Here is a 16,852-nt window from a genome sequence, read left to right as displayed (position 1 = left end):
AACCCCAATAAGGATAAATATATGAATATTAAATTAACCCAAACACTGCCAAAAACCCATACGCAAAAAATCCTCAAAAAAGAAGCGAAAAGTAAAGACGCGGCCTGCCTTGTCGTCTTAATTGATGATCAAAAAAACATCTTAGCTGAGTCAGTATTGAGCGATTATCAAACCCGTATTGAGCAATTGATTGAAGTATCACATTTCAATGGTAAAGCCTGTGAAACGGTTGCTGACTACGCGCTAGCGGGTGATAAGAAAACCACCAAAGAAAATCCAGTACAGCTATTATTGGTCGGTGTGGGTAATGTTGATAAATTGCGTCATAGCGTTCTAGAAAAAATTGCCAATACCATTTATAAGAGCACGCAAAAGCGTGTTGACTCTATCACTGTGGCGTTAGGTGATAGCTTAGAAGAAAACCAGTTTAGTCAATTTGCGCTGAGCCTACTGGCAGCAAGCTATCGTTTTGACAAGTACAAATCTGAGCAGCAAACACCTGTTTTAACTAACATCTACTTACTGGCAGAGTCGTCTTTAGAAGACTCATTAAACTTTGCACAAGCGGTCTTTACTGGTCAAAGCTTGACCCGTGATGTCGCTAATGAGCCGGGTAACATCTGTTTCCCAGCATATATGGCTGAGCAAGCACAAGAATTGGCAGCCACTTATCCTGACCTATTAAAAGTCACGGTACTTGGCGAAGACGAGATGTCAGCACTGGGTATGAACTGCTTCTTATCGGTCGCGCAAGGTTCTACCAAAGAAGGCAAACTGGTGTTAATGGAGTATCGCGGCAAGTCTAATTTTAGCGTCAATACTGATGGTGATACTAGTAAAGCCACTACCAACAGCGCAAAAGTCGCTGGCGGTCTCAAAGCCTTGGCTGATAAACTACCAACCAAAGCTGCTAGCAAAAAAGCCGCTAAAAAATCTGACCAAAATAGCGAAGACAATACCCAAAGTGCACACGATGATGCGCCTATCGTGCTTGTTGGTAAGGGTGTTACCTTTGATTCAGGTGGTATCTCAATCAAACCGGGTGCGGCGATGGATGAGATGAAATTTGATATGGGTGGCTCTGCTGCGGTACTCGGTACCCTAAAAGCATTATGTGAAGCGCGTCTACCGATTAATGTCGTCGGTGCACTAGCTTGTGCTGAAAATATGCCATCAGGAGAGGCAACGCGCCCTGGCGATATCATCATAGCAATGAACGGTAAGTCCGTTGAAATCCTAAATACCGATGCTGAAGGTCGTTTAGTATTGTGCGATACTTTATGCTACGTACAAAAGTATTATCAGCCGAAAGCCATCATTGATGTCGCAACCTTGACTGGTGCTTGTGTGGTCGCGTTGGGTCATGTACGCTCGGCAGTCTTTAGTAATGACGAAGATGTGTTGTTTGACTTAGAAAACGCCAGTAACCTATCAGGCGACCTTATCTGGCATATGCCGATGGATGACGAATATCAAGCGCAGATTGACTCGCCTATCGCTGATATTCAAAATATCGGTGGTAAAGGTGCTGGCGCTGTGACTGCTGCCTGTTTCTTATCGCGCTTCATCGAAGAAGGTCAAGCATGGGCGCATTTAGACATCGCTGGTACGGCATGGATTTCAGGTCAAGACAAAGCCGCGACTGGTCGTCCTGTGCCATTATTCATGCAATACCTAAAAAATAGCGCAAATATGGCATAATCTATTGATGAATCATCACTCAATGAAAACCACTCTATGAAAGTTAGCTTTTATGTATTAACTGAGAATAAGGCCCAAGATTTCTTGGGCTTTATTTGTCAGCTGACCCAGACGGCGCTCAACAAGAGCAGCCAGTCGTTATTGATTCTTATCGAAAAAGACGATGCATTGCTGTCGACGCTTGATGAAGCCCTTTGGGCACAAGACGATACGAGCTTTATACCGCATCAACGCCTTTTAGATTCTAATCCTGAAGGCGCCGATATTGACGGTGTTCATACTGATATTAATAATCAATTATTAGCACCAGTGTTGCTTGCCAGCTATATGCCAGCCGACTTTAAAGGGATCGTACTCAATACTACGATACGTCCTGTTAATGACTATATAAATGCTACCAGCAATACATTGCCAACTCGTATTTTAGAGCTTATCAAACCTGATACAGTCAGCACTGAGGCAGGACGCGCTAAATATAAGCATTACCAGCAACTCGGCTATGAGCTTACCCATTTCAAAGTCTAATCTTCTATTACAAAATCAAACGCCAGTCATGGCGTTTTTTTGTGCTTAAATGTCGACTTTTAAAATTCTTAGAGGCTTATAAGTACGTTATTGCCTACTGCTTTATAAAATCTGTCAGTAGGCGCTTATCACAAAAAATGCTAACATCCTTCGGTTGTTAAGCTAACGATTGTTAAGCTAATATTTATTTCCAAATGGACTAAAGGGGTAAAAATGCATTCATTAATAGCGATGTACCAACGAATCGGATTGGTAACGCTGATTGTTATCGGTTTAGTACTAGGTACTTTGATAGGATGGCTGGCGCCAAGTGTGGGTATTGCCTTAGGGATTTTGGGGACCCTGTTTGTAGGTGCCCTAAAAGCCGTTGCCCCTATATTGGTGTTTTTCTTAGTGATGGCAGCTATCTGTCAACATCGTAGCGGGAATAAGGTCTATGTAAAACCGGTGCTGTTTTTATATCTGATAGGCACTTTTATAGCCGCTTTGGTCGCTGTTGGTGCCAGCTTTTTGTTCCCAACCGAATTGACGTTAGTGAATGCGACAATCGAGCAAGTACCGCCAGCAAACTTAAAAGAAGTATTGAATAATTTATTACTCAGTCTCGTCGCCAATCCAGTTGCTGCACTAGCCAATGCTAATTATATCGGTATATTAGCTTGGGCCGTTATTATTGGCATTGCGCTACGACAAGCTGGCGAGACGACTCGCAGCACTGTCAATGACATTGCAGATGCCATCTCAAAAGTAGTCAAATGGGTCATCGCGCTAGCACCTTTTGGTATTTTGGGATTAGTCGCCAATACCGTCGCTGATACTGGCTTTGCTGCGTTATTGGGCTATGCACGAATTTTGCTAGTACTGATAGGCTGTATGTTGTTTATTGCTTTGGTGACTAACCCTCTCCTCGTATACTTAAAAACGGGTAAAAACCCTTATCCACTGGTATTCACCTGCTTACGTGAATCTGGTATTACTGCGTTTTTTACCCGTAGCTCTGCTGCCAATATTCCTATCAATATGAACCTTGCCAGCAAATTAGGCTTACATGAAAATACTTATTCAGTCACCCTGCCATTAGGCGCCACTATTAATATGGCAGGTGCCGCTATTACTATTAATGTCTTAACCCTTGCAGCAGCGAATACACTCGGTATTGAAGTGACCTTTGGCTCAGCACTACTGCTCAGTATAGTCGCTACGATTAGTGCTGGCGGCACCTCTGGCGTCGCTGGTGGCTCATTACTACTCATTCCTTTGGCGGCCAGTTTATTCAATATTCCTGATGATATTGCGCTACAAGTGGTGGCTATTGGCTTTATTATCAGTGTGCTGCAAGACTCCGCAGAGACCGCATTGAACTCATCAACAGACGTCTTGTTTACTGCCGCTGCTGATCCAAAATATGCACGCTAATGTTGGGGCTGTTTAAGACGACCATAACAAGCCAATTACCTTAATTGATAGGTATAAAAATAAAAAAAGGGCTTAACTGCCCTTTTTTTGGTTATAATTTACCCATTTTTATTCTGTTTTACGAATCTTACCTGTATATGAGTATGAGACTAGTAAAGCAAAAAACATAAAATGGCTTGTTCTCTTTTATTATTCATTAGATTGTCGGGGTAAGGATGTATTCATTTTTTGCGATGTATAAGCGCATTGGTCTAGTACCACTTATTATTATCGGTTTGATAGCGGGAGTATTGATAGGTTGGTTGGCACCAGATATCGGTATTGCCTTAGGATTATTGGGTACCTTATTTGTAGGAGCACTAAAAGCCGTTGCACCGATACTGGTATTTGTGTTGGTCATGGCGGCCATTAGCCAGCATCGCAGCGGTAATGAAGTTTACGTCAAGCCTGTGCTTATCATGTACATGTTTGGCACTTTTTTAGCCGCACTGACTGCTGTCGGTGCGAGCTTTTTATTCCCGACAGAACTGGTATTGGTCAACGCCACAATTGAGCAAGTCCCACCAGCCAACCTCAAAGAAGTACTGACCAATCTACTGCTAAATCTGGTTGCCAATCCAGTTAATGCCATCGCTGAAGCCAACTATATTGGTATTTTAGCGTGGGCAATTATCATCGGTTTCGCACTGCGCCAAGCCAGTGATACCACACGCACTGTGGTCGGTGATTTTTCTGACGCCATCTCCCAAGTGGTGAAGTGGGTCATTGCCCTAGCACCTTTTGGTATATTGGGTCTGGTCGCCAATACCGTCGCTGAGACAGGCTTTGCGGCTTTGGCAGGTTATGCGCGTATCTTGATGGTACTGGTCGGTTGTATGTTATTTATCGCTTTGATTGCCAATCCTATTATTGTACTGATCAAAACGGGCAAAAACCCTTATCCGCTAGTATTCAAGTGCTTGCGTGAGTCAGGGATTACCGCATTCTTTACGCGTAGCTCGGCTGCCAACATTCCGGTCAATATGAACCTTGCCCGCAAACTGGGTCTACACGAAGATACTTATTCGGTGACGATTCCACTGGGTGCGACCATTAATATGGCCGGCGCGGCGATTACGATTAACGTCTTAACGCTTGCAGCCGCGCATACACTCGGTATTGAAGTGACCTTTGCCTCAGCACTGCTACTCAGTTTGGTTGCAACCATTAGCGCCTGCGGTGCCTCTGGTGTCGCTGGTGGTTCATTACTCTTAATTCCATTGGCAGCAAGCTTATTTAGTATTCCAAATGATATCGCCATGCAAGTGGTTGCGATTGGCTTTATCATTGGAGTGATACAGGATTCGGCAGAAACGGCGTTGAACTCCTCAACGGATGTACTGTTTACCGCAGCAGCTGATCCAAAATATGCGCGTTAAACGCTAAATATATTATTTGCAAAAAAGGGTCTCATTTTAGAGACCCTTTTTTTGTGCTGATTTTTTATGTACTGAATAAAAGGGATATAAATTATTTTAAATGATCGATTTCAATTTCAATCACTGGTGTCTGCATGTCTAATTGGCGTTTAAATTGGCGTAATTGTTCGAGCTCATCCAATAGCTCAAGTATCAAGCCAATCGCAGGAACACTGGCTTCAAAGTCGCGGCTAAGGCGCGAGGCACGGCGCACTGTCGTCAGCTGATAACCAGTGAACTGCTCACGTTCTGGTACATCATATTCGATGATGTCCTCTTCAATCAATTCGATGACCCATTGGCGCTCTTGGCCACAGGCAGATACCAGCTCATCCAAGCTCATGATAATGTCGGTAAATTCAGGCGAGTGTTTCATAGCTATTATCCTCGTTTGCGCTTTATTTCATCGTTATCGTATGGTCTTCATCTCTATTACAGTGTTTCAATGTGAGTAATTTTTGGTGGCCATTAACGACTAATATTGATATCGGCAAAGGCTTGTTTTAGTTGCTCATAAGCTTGGGTCGCAGCCTCAGTGCTAATATCAGGGTTCACGATGTTTAAGGTTAGATACAAATCACCCGCTTGCTTAGCAGGGATACCTTTACCTTTTAGACGTAAATTGCTACCAGACTTGCTGTTCTTAGGCACAGTCACAGCAAGCGTACCAGCTGGCGTACTGACGTTGATTTTTTCACCCAACGCCGCTTCCCATGGCGCTATATTGACGGTTTGATAAACATCAGCGCCTTCGATACGGATATTGTCTGCATGACGGATTTTTACTTTTAAAAATAAATCGCCGTTTTTACCGCCACCAATACCAGCGGCACCTTGCCCTGCTAGGCGAATTTGCTTGCCATCAGTAATGCCTTTAGGGATTTTAATTTTCAGCGTTTTGTTGTCATACTCGACACTGCCATTCGGTTGACGAATAGGGACATTCAACTTAATGCTGTAGTCGTCGCCATTATAAACGGACGCCAAATCAACCGTAATCTCTGCATGTTGATCTTGACCTTTGCTATCTTGCGAGCCAAAACCACCACGCTGCGATTGTCCACCAGCTGAACCACGTGCACCACGACCAAATGCCGAAAAGATGTCATCGAAGCGGAAGCCACCATCGCCATAAGCTTCGCCTTCACCAAACTGATCTTTGATATCTTCCCAGCGATAGCCGCCTTGCCTGCCACTTGCAGATTGACCACCAAAACCACCACTTTGACCAGCAAAGGGATTGTCTAGCATGGCGTCATATTCGGCACGCTTTTCTTTATCTCTAATGGTTTCGTAAGCATTATTAATCTCAGCAATCTTATTGTCTGCATCTGGATCATCGCTCACATCAGGGTGATATTGACGCACAAGCTTACGGTATCTTTTTTTAATATCTGCAGCTGACGCGTCTTTTTTGACCCCTAAAATGTCATAGTAATTTTTCTCTGCCATGTTTTTGTCCTCAACATAAAAGCATGTTAATGATACTGGTATGCCCATTTTAAACGATATGGTACGGAAATTTATTCGACTGCGACATAACAGGTGGTAACGATAGTCTATCTAATAATGATAGTAATATAAAAATTCAATACCGTTATACAAATATTACCAGTAATAGTGCCGAACAACAGCAGTGTTTAGGTTGTTTGAAGCACTTAATACATTATGATTCGCCTTTGTCACTGCATTGGCATATTTCTCTATGATTCTGACATTACTATTCTTTGATAACCACAGACGTCATATCAATTTAACACTCGCCCTAATGAAAAAATAGAGAGTCAAGCCAAAAATACCATTAACAATGTAAATCATTATTTAAAACAATTACATACAGATCACTGGTATTCACTAGCTAGCGTGCCTAAATGAGCGTTTTGACCTTGGTAGTTCTTTTACAGAACCGTAAGAATATGACAAAGTATGTGTTGTAAAATGAATATATTATTTATACTCATAGGGAGTATGAATAACATAGGCAAGTGTATCTGTCTATTTTATAAATTGCTTAAAGGTATTAAATGTCTTATTTAATCAAGTCTTTGGTTATCACATTATCACTATTGCTGAGTACCACCGTTTTTGCTGGAAACACCAGTTATTACGGTAGTCAGTTCCACGGTAAACGCACTGCTAGTGGTAGTATCTTCAACATGAACTCTTTGACCGCTGCGCATCGCACGTTGCCGTTTGGTACGAAGGTACAAGTGACCAACAAGAAGACAAAGCAGAGTGTAATCGTAAAAATTACCGATAGAGGCCCTTTCATTCGGGGTCGTATTTTGGATTTATCGAAAGCCGCTGCTGGTCAAATAAACTGTCAGTTATGTACGACCACAATGGAAATACTGTCTTATGGTGATGGTAAATACCGTAAGGAATAACGTAATAAAAAAGGGAGAGCCAGCGCTCTCCCTTTTTTGTGACTGTCTTTATCAAGTAAAAATAGCTTAAAAAACGATCAAAACCTGCTATTTACTATAGTGAACAGCTCTCTACTCAAAACCCGCTTCCATTTCTTCTAATGTCGTCATCAAAAGCAATAGTTTTTCTTCATTGTCACTGTGCTGCTGCTGCAATGCCGTTTGCTCATTAAGTAATAACAGCAAATCAGACTTGCGACCTTCTTCGTACAAATCCGTATCAGCCAGTTTTTCTTCAAGCGTCACGAGCTGTCCATCAATTTTAGCCAATGCCTTTTCTATTTCTTCTATCTCACGGCGAATAGGCGCGGTGAGTTTGCGTTGTTCAGCCGCCAATTTGCGCTGCGCATCTTTACTAAGCGTAGGCGTCGTCGCTTTACTTTTTGATGAATTATCAGGTGCTTTATTACTCACTTGACCATTATCTGTTTCACGTGAAACGAATTTCTTACTCTCTTTTTTACTTTTCTTCTTACTGGTACTTTTATCTGATGAGTTCTCTTGCTTACGCTTTTCTGCCAGCCACTTACCGTAGTCGCAGATGTCACCATCGAACTCCTCGATTTGACCATCATGTACCAAAAACAGCTCATCACAGACGTTGGCAATCAACTCACGATCATGCGAAACCAGTACCACTGCCCCCTCAAATCCTTGCAAGGCGATGGTCAACGCTTGGCGCATTTGTAAATCTAAATGGTTGGTCGGCTCATCGAGTACCAGAACGTTCGGACGTTGCCAAACAATCAATGCCAGCGTCAAACGCGCACGCTCGCCCCCAGAGAATAGCTCACTCGGCGTATCGATACGCTCACCGCGGAAGTCAAAGCTACCTAAAAACGAGCGTAACATCGCATCAGAGGTTTTACCGGCTAGACGACGCAACATCTCTATCGGTGTTGCCTTGGCATCCAAGATATCCATTTGATGCTGGTTAAAATAGCCTAATTTTAAGGTATCCGAAACACGATACGTCCCTGTTAATACGCCAAGCTCGCCGACTAAGGCTTTAATTAAGGTCGACTTACCAGCGCCATTCATACCCAGCAAGCCAAGACGCGTATCCGGCGTTACTTGCACATTGGCATTATATAGAAGTGGCGTATCGCTATAGCCAATATCCGCTTTGGTCAGCTCAATCAGTGGTGAGCTCATATTTGCTGGCTCATAAAAGCGGAAAGAGAACGGGTTGTCCGCCATCATCGGTGACAGCTCAGCCATGCGCTCAAGCTGCTTGATACGGCTTTGTGCTTGCTTAGCCTTACTGGCTTTGGCACGGAAACGACGAATAAAGTCATCCAAATGTGCTTTAGTCGCTTCTTGTTTTTCAAACGCTTGCTGCTGCTGCGCCATACGCTCGTGACGGGTGCGAATAAACTGCTGATAATTACCGGTATAAAGGGTGATTTTTTGTTGCTCAACATGCAAGATATGACCGACGGTAGCATCCAAAAAAGCTTGGTCATGCGAGATGACGATGACCAGACCAGTATAAGCATTGATCCAAGTCTCAAGCCACAAAATCGCATCCAAATCCAAATGGTTGGTCGGCTCATCGAGTAACATTAAGTCCGCACGGCTCATCAAGGTTTTGGCGAGATTCAAACGCATGCGCCAACCACCCGAAAACCCTTCTACGGGTAATTCATGCTGGCTGGTATTAAAACCAAGACCTGCCATGATTTGTGCCGCTTTAGTCGGCGTACGATAGCCATCAATTTCATCAAACTGCTGATGCAATACCCCGATCTGCTCATCACTGACGCTACTCAAATCATTCAAAGAAGCATTAATCTCATACCACTGCTCATCACCGCTCAATACATAATCAATCGCAGACTGCGTCGTAGCGCCGACTTCCTGAGCCATGTGTGCCACATGCCAGCTATCGGGAATACTGACTTCACCTCTATCAAGCGTGACCTCGGTATCTCCTCTGCCCATTCGCGTCAACAATAAGGCAAATAAGGTAGATTTGCCGGTGCCGTTGTTGCCCGTCAAGCCAACTTTGTGGCCCGGATGTAGCTGGAAGCTTGCCCCCGCAAACAACTCACGACCATCACGGCGAACACCAACGTCTTTAAATTCGATCATATAATCTCTTCAACTCAACAGTAATATAAAATATAAGGCAATAAAAAACACACATCTGGCATGTTAACTGGCGGCTATTATTTCAAACGCTTGCCCCATAGGCAAACGATTAAATAACTATTTCAAAACTAAGTGTTTATTCGCACAAAAAGTCTTTCTCTTAGCATGAGTTTATGGGGATAATAACCGCTAGTATCAATCAGCCACCTTCAGCCAGTAGCGTCACTCTTGACAAACGAATCAATACCCCCATTATGATATACTGCGATGAGATAAGTGCCCGTTATCAACCAAATCGTTGTAATGACACAGATATCATATTTATAATGCGCCATTAGTCATACCAATAGCAGCGCCATAATAACAGCACCCAATTGAATCAAACGCCGTGCGTATCTTTATTTGCAACTATTTCATTGCAAACCCTAACTGGACGACCGCATTTGATCCTAGCAACTGAGGTAGATATGAACGAATCAGCCAACCAATTTAATCCAAGCGCCAGCCAGCCAGTAGACCCAACTGTTTTAAGCTTAACCGATAGCGCTGCACAAAAGGTGCGACGTCTACGTGAAGAAGAAGGCGACAGCGATCTGATGTTGCGTGTCTATGTGACGGGCGGCGGCTGCTCAGGTTTTTCTTACGGCTTTAACTTCGCCAATGAGCTTAATGAAGACGATGCCAATTTTGATAATGACGATGTAACCTTGGTCGTCGATTCACTAAGCTATCAGTATTTACAAGGCTCTACCGTTGACTATACTGAAGGGTTAGAGGGCGCACGCTTTATCGTCACCAATCCAAATGCCACCACCACGTGTGGCTGTGGCTCATCCTTCTCTATTTAAGTTGGCGAGACGCATGACTTTTGATCAAGATACCTTCCTCGTTAGTCAACGCTATCATAAACCGCTTAACGTCGTACTTTTGAAGCATCTATCTCGTAGGTAGATGCTTCTTGTTTTATGCGTTTTTTAGAAAACAGTAACGCGCTGTTCATAAAATTTTTTATTGAAATACCTATTAAAATCAAGATGAATGAGCGCCTGTAAAGCTTATCGTATTTGTAATTGTCCGTGGTTTTCAGGGCAGCTTTGAGCTAAACTGACGGCATTCTTAATCCAATATTTACCTTCATTATGGTCAAACGCCAGTCGTGTTTTGTGCCGCCATAATAAATAACAATAGATGACTATTATGAGTAATTTTGCGAGTAGCTTTGTGAATTTTGACATTCCTAATTGGTTTGATAGCAAGCATTTAACGGGCATGCTCCGCGGTATCGAAAAAGAAGGGCTGCGCGTAAGACCCGATGGCTACTTGGCTCAGACACCGCATCCAGCCAAACTTGGCTCAAAGCTCACCCATCCGTTTATCACAACTGATTATTCAGAAAGCCTACTTGAGCTAATTACTGACCCCAAAACCTCACCAAAAGAGACGCTAAACATGCTGCGTCAGTTGCACGTACTGGTCTATCAAGCCATGCCTGAAGGTGAACTGATGTGGCCGCTGTCTATGCCTTGTATGCTGTCATCGAATGACGAAGACATCCCACTGGCTGATTATGGCAGCTCTAATACAGGTAAGCTCAAGACGCTATACCGTAGCGGGCTTGGTATCCGCTATGGTCGCCGCATGCAAACGATTGCAGGTTTACATTATAACTTGTCTTTTGGTGACGGATTATTTGAAGTCTGGCAAGCTGAAATACCCGCTGCACAAGCGCAAACGCTGACAGAATTTAAAAACGAAAAGTACTTAGGGCTTATCCGTAACTTTAAGCGTCTAACCAGTTTGGTATTGTATTTACTGGGTGCTAGCCCTAGCGTTTGCCCTTGTTTCTTAGCTGGTCGTGAGCATGATTTAGAGCTGCTAAACGACTCAACCTACTATAAGCCTGCTGCCACCAGCCTACGTATGGGCAAGCTTGGTTATACTAATAGTGTGCAAGAACAGCTCGATATTCGTTATAACTATCTGCCAGAGTATGTCGATGGACTGCGCCGTGCGATTCAGACTCCGCACGAAAGCTTTGCCAAGCTTGGCTTAGATGATGCCGATGGCAACCCTATCCAAATCAACAATCATATTTTACAAATAGAAAACGAATACTATAGCCCTATTCGTCCCAAACAAATCGCGATGAGCGGCGAGACACCGACCGAAGCATTAGAGCGCCGCGGTATCGCTTATGTTGAGTTCCGTGCAATCGATCTAGACCCTTATAGCGATGTCGGTATTCGTCTGTCTAGCGCCTGTTTCTTAGAGGTCATGGCGCTGTACTGTCTGCTGAGCGACTCACCTGATCTATTACCTGAGGAAGAAGAGACCTTAGCCATCAATCTTGAGCGCGTGGTAAACGAAGGTCGCCGCGAAGGCTTACACATTATAAACAACGGCGAAGAGCAACTGCTTGAGAGCTGGATGCTGGTGCATTTAGAACGTATGCAGCCATTGGCAGCGCTACTTGATGCGCATTATGGCGGCAACGATTACCGTGCAGCAGTCGCGTTAATGCAAGGCAAAGCAGGGCACTCTGAATCAACCATTTCAGCACAAGTAAACTCTGATAGTCAGCGTTTAGGCAGCTTATGGCAGCTTGGCTTTACCTTGGCGCAGCAGCATCGTGAGTCTTTATTACAGCAAACGCTTAGCCCAAACACCCAAGCCAAATATGAAGTGTTGGCAGAAAAATCAATATTACAGCAAGCTGAGATTGAAAAAGCCGAAACGGAAGATTTTATGGAATTTTTACAGCAGTATCGCTAAGTTTTGATTGCTGAGCTTTGATTACTGAGTTTTGAGTACTAAATTCTGACCGCCACTTAACGTGTATAGATGACTACTTTATAAGAGTAACTGCCCGATGCTAAAGCTGACCACTTACCGCAATTTGCAAATATTTTTGGTGATAATAGCCGTAATAGGTATGAGTTTTGCGCTGTTTTTTCTACAGCGCTATATGGGATTTTCGCCTTGCCCATTGTGTATTTTTCAGCGTATTGGCCTCATAATCATGGGCAGTTTTGCTTTGATAGCGGCATTATTCAATCCTAAATCTAAGGCCGTTAGACTGGTATTGTGGCTTGGTAGCTTAGCAGGTATCGGTTGGGCGACCGCCGTGGCTGGACGACATGTTTGGCTACAGCATCTACCTGCCGATCAAGTACCTTCTTGTGGCCCAGGGCTGGATTATTGGTTAGATACGCTACCGATTTTGCAAGTATTTAAAGAAGTTTTTGCAGGTTCTGGCGAATGTGCCTCTGTTGAGTGGACATTTATGGGTCTAAGTATTCCTGAACAATCTTTGATTCTATTTATTCTGCTATTGGTGGTACACGTGTTGATATTATGGCGCATTTTACGACCTGTTGCCCCTAGCCGCCTTGCTTGATAGCGAATTAGCCCATACGTTGCTTTTTGCTATATCCTTCGTTTTTGCTAGATCCATTTTTCCAAACGAACAGGCGTGTTTATTACTAAACGTCTGTTCTTTAATGAGCCACTATTAAATATCTCCGATAATTTTGGTTCGTCATATCTATCAATGTTAAACCATTATTCTTAGCTCATGGCTAAACCTATCATAACAAAAAGGCCACAGAGATATCTTTAACCTTTGATATCTTGACACAGTTTATTTGCTTTTTGATGGGTAAAATAGCGTTTTAAATATCCATCACTGTTGACTGATTGGCGATAGGCTACCGATAGCTTCTTCTCGCCGCCTAGCCTCAGATGGCACTTGTAGTCTCGTAGTCTTCTACTCTAATTTAAACATTTATCCTTCCTATTATCTTTCCTTTTTGACAACGTATTGAGTTGTCGATAGTGTCGATAATCATTTGGAATGACTATTAAAAAACTGTTTTTTGGTGTGACCATGATATATTTTTTGCCTACTTGTTCTAACACGCTAACTATCCTCAAACGCGGTGGTCGTTGTTTGCTAGCGCTGCCCCTCTGTGTGCTGCTCATCGGCTGTGATAGTACCTCGTCTAGCGGCGATAAAGGTATGACGACTAAGGTCGCCCCTATCGATCATGTAGAAGAGAACAGCGCACAAGCTAGCGCAGAGAACTTGCCAGAGACCAATCTATTAAATGCGGGTAGTGAGCTAGATAAAGTGTCAGAAGGACAATCGCTGATCGCGGCTGCCCAATCGAGTAACGGTGCATATCCCCATCAATCGCTGACACGCTCAGAGCCGGGTAATGGCACGTTACAAGCCACGTTAATGGGCGATTATGGTGGCATGGTACCCTGTAAATCTTGTGATAGCACTGATATTACATTGAATTTGTTCGCTGATGGTTCAGTGCTAAAAACCAGTATAGATAACAATCCCGAAATGCCGAATGTACCCCTGTTTGAGCCTGGTGTTTATCGTCAAGACAATGATATGATTACGATTGTCTATGAAGACAAAAACATTGAAGCGTATCATATTCAAGACAATCATCTTGTCTTAATGGATGAACATAAAAAACCTAACAATGACTACACCCTGTCGCGTAAATAATAAAATAGCCGCATAAACATTTAGAGGCTCTAAATTTTAGGTGCTCTGAATATAGTGATGCTCAATGAGCAAAACCATCCTTTTAATAACGCCTACTTGTTGGGCGTTTTTTATTGGTCATCATGCGGTGTTTACTTTACAATAAGGACTTGTTTTCGACGCTGCTATTTGGCGAACCTATACTGTTTTTGTGACAGAATATAGGGTCGAAGCAATATAAAGTAGAGATAAGGCAAGCGGGCGTCAATAGTACGTTTGGTACATGAAGCACGGTTAACGCTGTCACCATTTATGATATTTTAATTATAGCCAAGACTGATGATCATTAGGTTGAGCGTATCCTAGAATACACCACAGTTAATATCGGTAACTTTTGGGATAATGCTCCATTTTTATTCTTTTAATTTAAGCTCGTACGGAACGTCTATGCATATTCATATTCTTGGTATTTGTGGTACTTTTATGGGCTCACTGGCATTGCTAGCGCGCGAGCTTGGGCATACGGTCACGGGCTCAGATGCCAACGTTTATCCGCCGATGTCCACCCAACTGGAAAACGCGGGCGTGACCATTGAGCAAGGCTATCTGGTAAAGCATTTACAACCAGCACCAGATTTAGTCGTCGTCGGTAATGCCATGAAGCGCGGTATGGATGTCATCGAATATATGCTGGATACAGGTCTACGCTATACCTCAGGACCACAGTTTTTATCTGAGCAGGTATTACAATCGCGTCATGTGATAGCCGTTGCCGGTACTCACGGTAAAACCACGACGACGACTATGCTCGCTTGGATATTGCACTATGCGGGTATCGACACTGGGTTTTTAATCGGCGGTGTGCCACTGGTTGATACCACTGATGAGCATTTACAGCACGTCTTCGCTCACAGCAGTTATTTGGGTGCGGACAAAATTGATAATGACGATTCGGTAAATACTGGCTATTTCGTTATCGAAGCGGATGAATACGATTCTGCATTTTTTGATAAGCGCTCAAAGTTCGTTCATTACCGTCCGCGTACGGCTATTTTAAATAACCTAGAATTTGATCATGCGGATATTTTTGCGGATCTTGAGGCTATTCAGACCCAATTCCATCATATGGTGCGCATGATTCCAAGCATGGGCAAAATCATTATGCCTACAGCGACTACCAGCTTAGAGGAGACGTTAGCGAAAGGGGTTTGGACACCCGTTTGGCGGACAGCCGTACTGGATTCAGCAGCAAACGCTACTAATGTAGAAGATGAGAATTTAGACAATAACAGCGAATGGCAGGCTGAGCTTATCGGCGAAGATGGTGGTCAATTTGCGGTTAGTTTTGCGGCTGATATTGCTGATAAAGAAGCCACGGGAGTCGTCGATTGGTCGATGAGCGGCATTCACAATGTCAATAATGCCTTGGTTGCTGTCGCAGCAGCTTATAACATCGGCGTCAGTGTAAAAACTGCGTGCGCGGCGTTATCAGCATTTGCTGGCATTAAACGTCGGATGGAGCTGCTTGGCGATGTCAATGATATCTTAGTCTTTGATGATTTTGCTCATCACCCTACAGCCATTACTACGACTTTAGATGGTGCCAAGAAGAAACTGGTAGACAGACGCATTTGGGCGATTATTGAACCCCGTAGTAACACCATGAAAATGGGCATTCATCAAGACAGCTTGGCTGAGTCTGCTGCTCTCGCCGATCATACCTTATGGTATGAGCCGACAGGACTGGAGTGGGGTTTAAAAGAAGTCATTGCAAATGCCAATAGCGCAAATCCTAACATGGGCAACCAACAGGTGCTCTCTAGTATCGATGCTATCATCGAGCATATCGACACGCATGCAAAAGCGGGTGACGCCATTGTGATTATGTCGAATGGCGGTTTTGAAGGTATTCATCAACGCTTATTAACTGTGCTACGTAATAAAGCCACTTAATAAAGCTACATAACAAATAATCTAGCTGGTTTATTTCTGGTGTTAAATAAGAGCGTTGCTTATTATAAATGAGCAACGTTTTTTTATGATCAGCTTTTTCCGATTACTTGCAATTACTGTAGAGAGGAGCAACACTAGGGAGCGTTGATATCCAAAAATGCTTTAATATATAGACGGCGTTTTCGACTTCACTACCTTTGTAACCTTTCATTTACCTATTCTACCTGCATATTAGCAAATCTACGATTTTCCTCACATAGCTCATACACTGGTAACATTTCGCGCTTACCTTTACGTCTATACAGTGCTTACAATGAGCTTATCAAAATTGATTAACTATTATAAATGATAATAAATTAGGAGAATAATATGAGCTTTATTTGGATGATTATTGTAGGTCTGGTTGCAGGTTTATTGGCACGAGCTATCAAGCCAGGTAGCGACCCGATGGGCTGGATAATGACCATTGTATTGGGTATCGTCGGTGCTTTATTAGGTGGCTTCTTAGCTAGTCTTATCGGTATCAATGCTGATGGCGGCTTTACTGGTTTGATATTCTCAGTAATCGGTGCGATCATCCTGTTATTTATCTATGAGATGATTATGAGCAAACGTGGCGCATAACTTTGCACTTTTGGTCAGATGTTTTGGTTGCCCCAAGTGACTTTAATGAATCAGAAGTGACTTGATCCACTAAACTCAATTTACTAAAAAGCAACTCTACTTATGCAAGTCAGATTACATCTAATCTAGCTTATATAAATCAAAAAGCCTTG

Annotated in this window: 14 protein-coding genes; 11 read left to right on the top strand and 3 right to left on the bottom strand. The window is 43.2% G+C overall.

Annotated elements, in window-relative coordinates:
* Positions 1 to 21: 21 nt before the first annotated feature.
* The 4 genes from JMX95_RS07005 (at position 22) to sstT (JMX95_RS06990) (ending at position 5,060) form a co-directional block, all read left to right on the top strand.
* Positions 22 to 1,701: a leucyl aminopeptidase gene (locus JMX95_RS07005; protein WP_201560406.1), complete on the top strand. Its 1,680-nt coding sequence runs from the start codon at positions 22 to 24 to the stop codon at positions 1,699 to 1,701.
* Between the two features lie 36 nt (positions 1,702 to 1,737).
* Entirely contained in the window at positions 1,738 to 2,226 is a 489-nt protein-coding gene (locus tag JMX95_RS07000; protein WP_055123714.1) for a DNA polymerase III subunit chi, read from the top strand.
* Positions 2,227 to 2,439: 213 nt separating this feature from the next.
* Positions 2,440 to 3,642 carry a serine/threonine transporter SstT gene (sstT, locus tag JMX95_RS06995; protein ID WP_201560405.1) on the top strand — a complete coding sequence of 401 codons (1,203 nt, stop codon included), beginning with the start codon at positions 2,440 to 2,442 and terminating at the stop codon, positions 3,640 to 3,642.
* 215 nt (positions 3,643 to 3,857) lie between these two features.
* Complete coding sequence (gene sstT, locus JMX95_RS06990) at positions 3,858 to 5,060, top strand: serine/threonine transporter SstT (protein WP_055123716.1); 1,203 nt, start codon at positions 3,858 to 3,860, stop codon at positions 5,058 to 5,060.
* A gap of 91 nt (positions 5,061 to 5,151) precedes the next feature.
* Here the strand turns inward: sstT (JMX95_RS06990) and JMX95_RS06985 are convergent, their stop codons facing one another.
* Together JMX95_RS06985 and JMX95_RS06980 are read right to left on the bottom strand one after the other, a co-directional pair.
* Positions 5,152 to 5,475: a chaperone modulator CbpM gene (locus JMX95_RS06985; protein ID WP_045442974.1), complete on the bottom strand. Its 324-nt coding sequence runs from the start codon at positions 5,473 to 5,475 to the stop codon at positions 5,152 to 5,154.
* 92 nt (positions 5,476 to 5,567) lie between these two features.
* Positions 5,568 to 6,551 (bottom strand): DnaJ C-terminal domain-containing protein, encoded by a 984-nt coding sequence (locus JMX95_RS06980; RefSeq protein ID WP_201560404.1) that lies wholly within the window; start codon positions 6,549 to 6,551, stop codon positions 5,568 to 5,570.
* A gap of 572 nt (positions 6,552 to 7,123) precedes the next feature.
* Here JMX95_RS06980 and JMX95_RS06975 point away from each other — a divergent pair.
* A complete protein-coding gene (locus tag JMX95_RS06975) occupies positions 7,124 to 7,486 on the top strand; it encodes a septal ring lytic transglycosylase RlpA family protein (RefSeq protein ID WP_045442968.1) in 363 nt (120 codons plus the stop codon).
* Between the two features lie 111 nt (positions 7,487 to 7,597).
* Here JMX95_RS06975 and JMX95_RS06970 read toward each other — a convergent pair whose 3' ends face one another.
* Positions 7,598 to 9,619, bottom strand: coding sequence for an ABC-F family ATP-binding cassette domain-containing protein (locus JMX95_RS06970; RefSeq protein ID WP_201560403.1), 2,022 nt, complete (start codon positions 9,617 to 9,619; stop codon positions 7,598 to 7,600).
* Positions 9,620 to 10,086: 467 nt separating this feature from the next.
* Between JMX95_RS06970 and erpA the strand changes: the two genes are divergently transcribed.
* From erpA to JMX95_RS06940, 6 genes are all read left to right on the top strand, one after another.
* Entirely contained in the window at positions 10,087 to 10,467 is a 381-nt protein-coding gene (gene erpA, locus JMX95_RS06965) for an iron-sulfur cluster insertion protein ErpA (protein ID WP_045443732.1), read from the top strand.
* A gap of 349 nt (positions 10,468 to 10,816) precedes the next feature.
* Complete coding sequence (gene gshA / locus JMX95_RS06960; RefSeq protein ID WP_083475614.1) at positions 10,817 to 12,391, top strand: glutamate--cysteine ligase; 1,575 nt, start codon at positions 10,817 to 10,819, stop codon at positions 12,389 to 12,391.
* Between the two features lie 97 nt (positions 12,392 to 12,488).
* A complete protein-coding gene (locus JMX95_RS06955; protein WP_109590535.1) occupies positions 12,489 to 13,016 on the top strand; it encodes a disulfide bond formation protein B in 528 nt (175 codons plus the stop codon).
* Positions 13,017 to 13,505: 489 nt separating this feature from the next.
* The gene (locus JMX95_RS06950) at positions 13,506 to 14,144 is read left to right on the top strand and encodes a copper resistance protein NlpE N-terminal domain-containing protein (protein ID WP_201560402.1); all 639 of its coding nucleotides are present in this window, start codon (positions 13,506 to 13,508) and stop codon (positions 14,142 to 14,144) included.
* A 426-nt stretch (positions 14,145 to 14,570) separates the two neighbouring features.
* A complete protein-coding gene (gene mpl / locus JMX95_RS06945) occupies positions 14,571 to 16,076 on the top strand; it encodes a UDP-N-acetylmuramate:L-alanyl-gamma-D-glutamyl-meso-diaminopimelate ligase (RefSeq protein ID WP_201560401.1) in 1,506 nt (501 codons plus the stop codon).
* A gap of 369 nt (positions 16,077 to 16,445) precedes the next feature.
* A complete protein-coding gene (locus JMX95_RS06940; RefSeq protein ID WP_109590531.1) occupies positions 16,446 to 16,700 on the top strand; it encodes a GlsB/YeaQ/YmgE family stress response membrane protein in 255 nt (84 codons plus the stop codon).
* Positions 16,701 to 16,852: the final 152 nt, after the last annotated feature.

This window comes from Psychrobacter sp. NC44, from assembly GCF_904846655.1.
Classification (GTDB): Bacteria; Pseudomonadota; Gammaproteobacteria; order Pseudomonadales; family Moraxellaceae; genus Psychrobacter.
The sequence above is the reverse complement of the archived record's forward strand: the minus strand, read 5'-3'. Positions and strand labels throughout refer to the sequence as shown.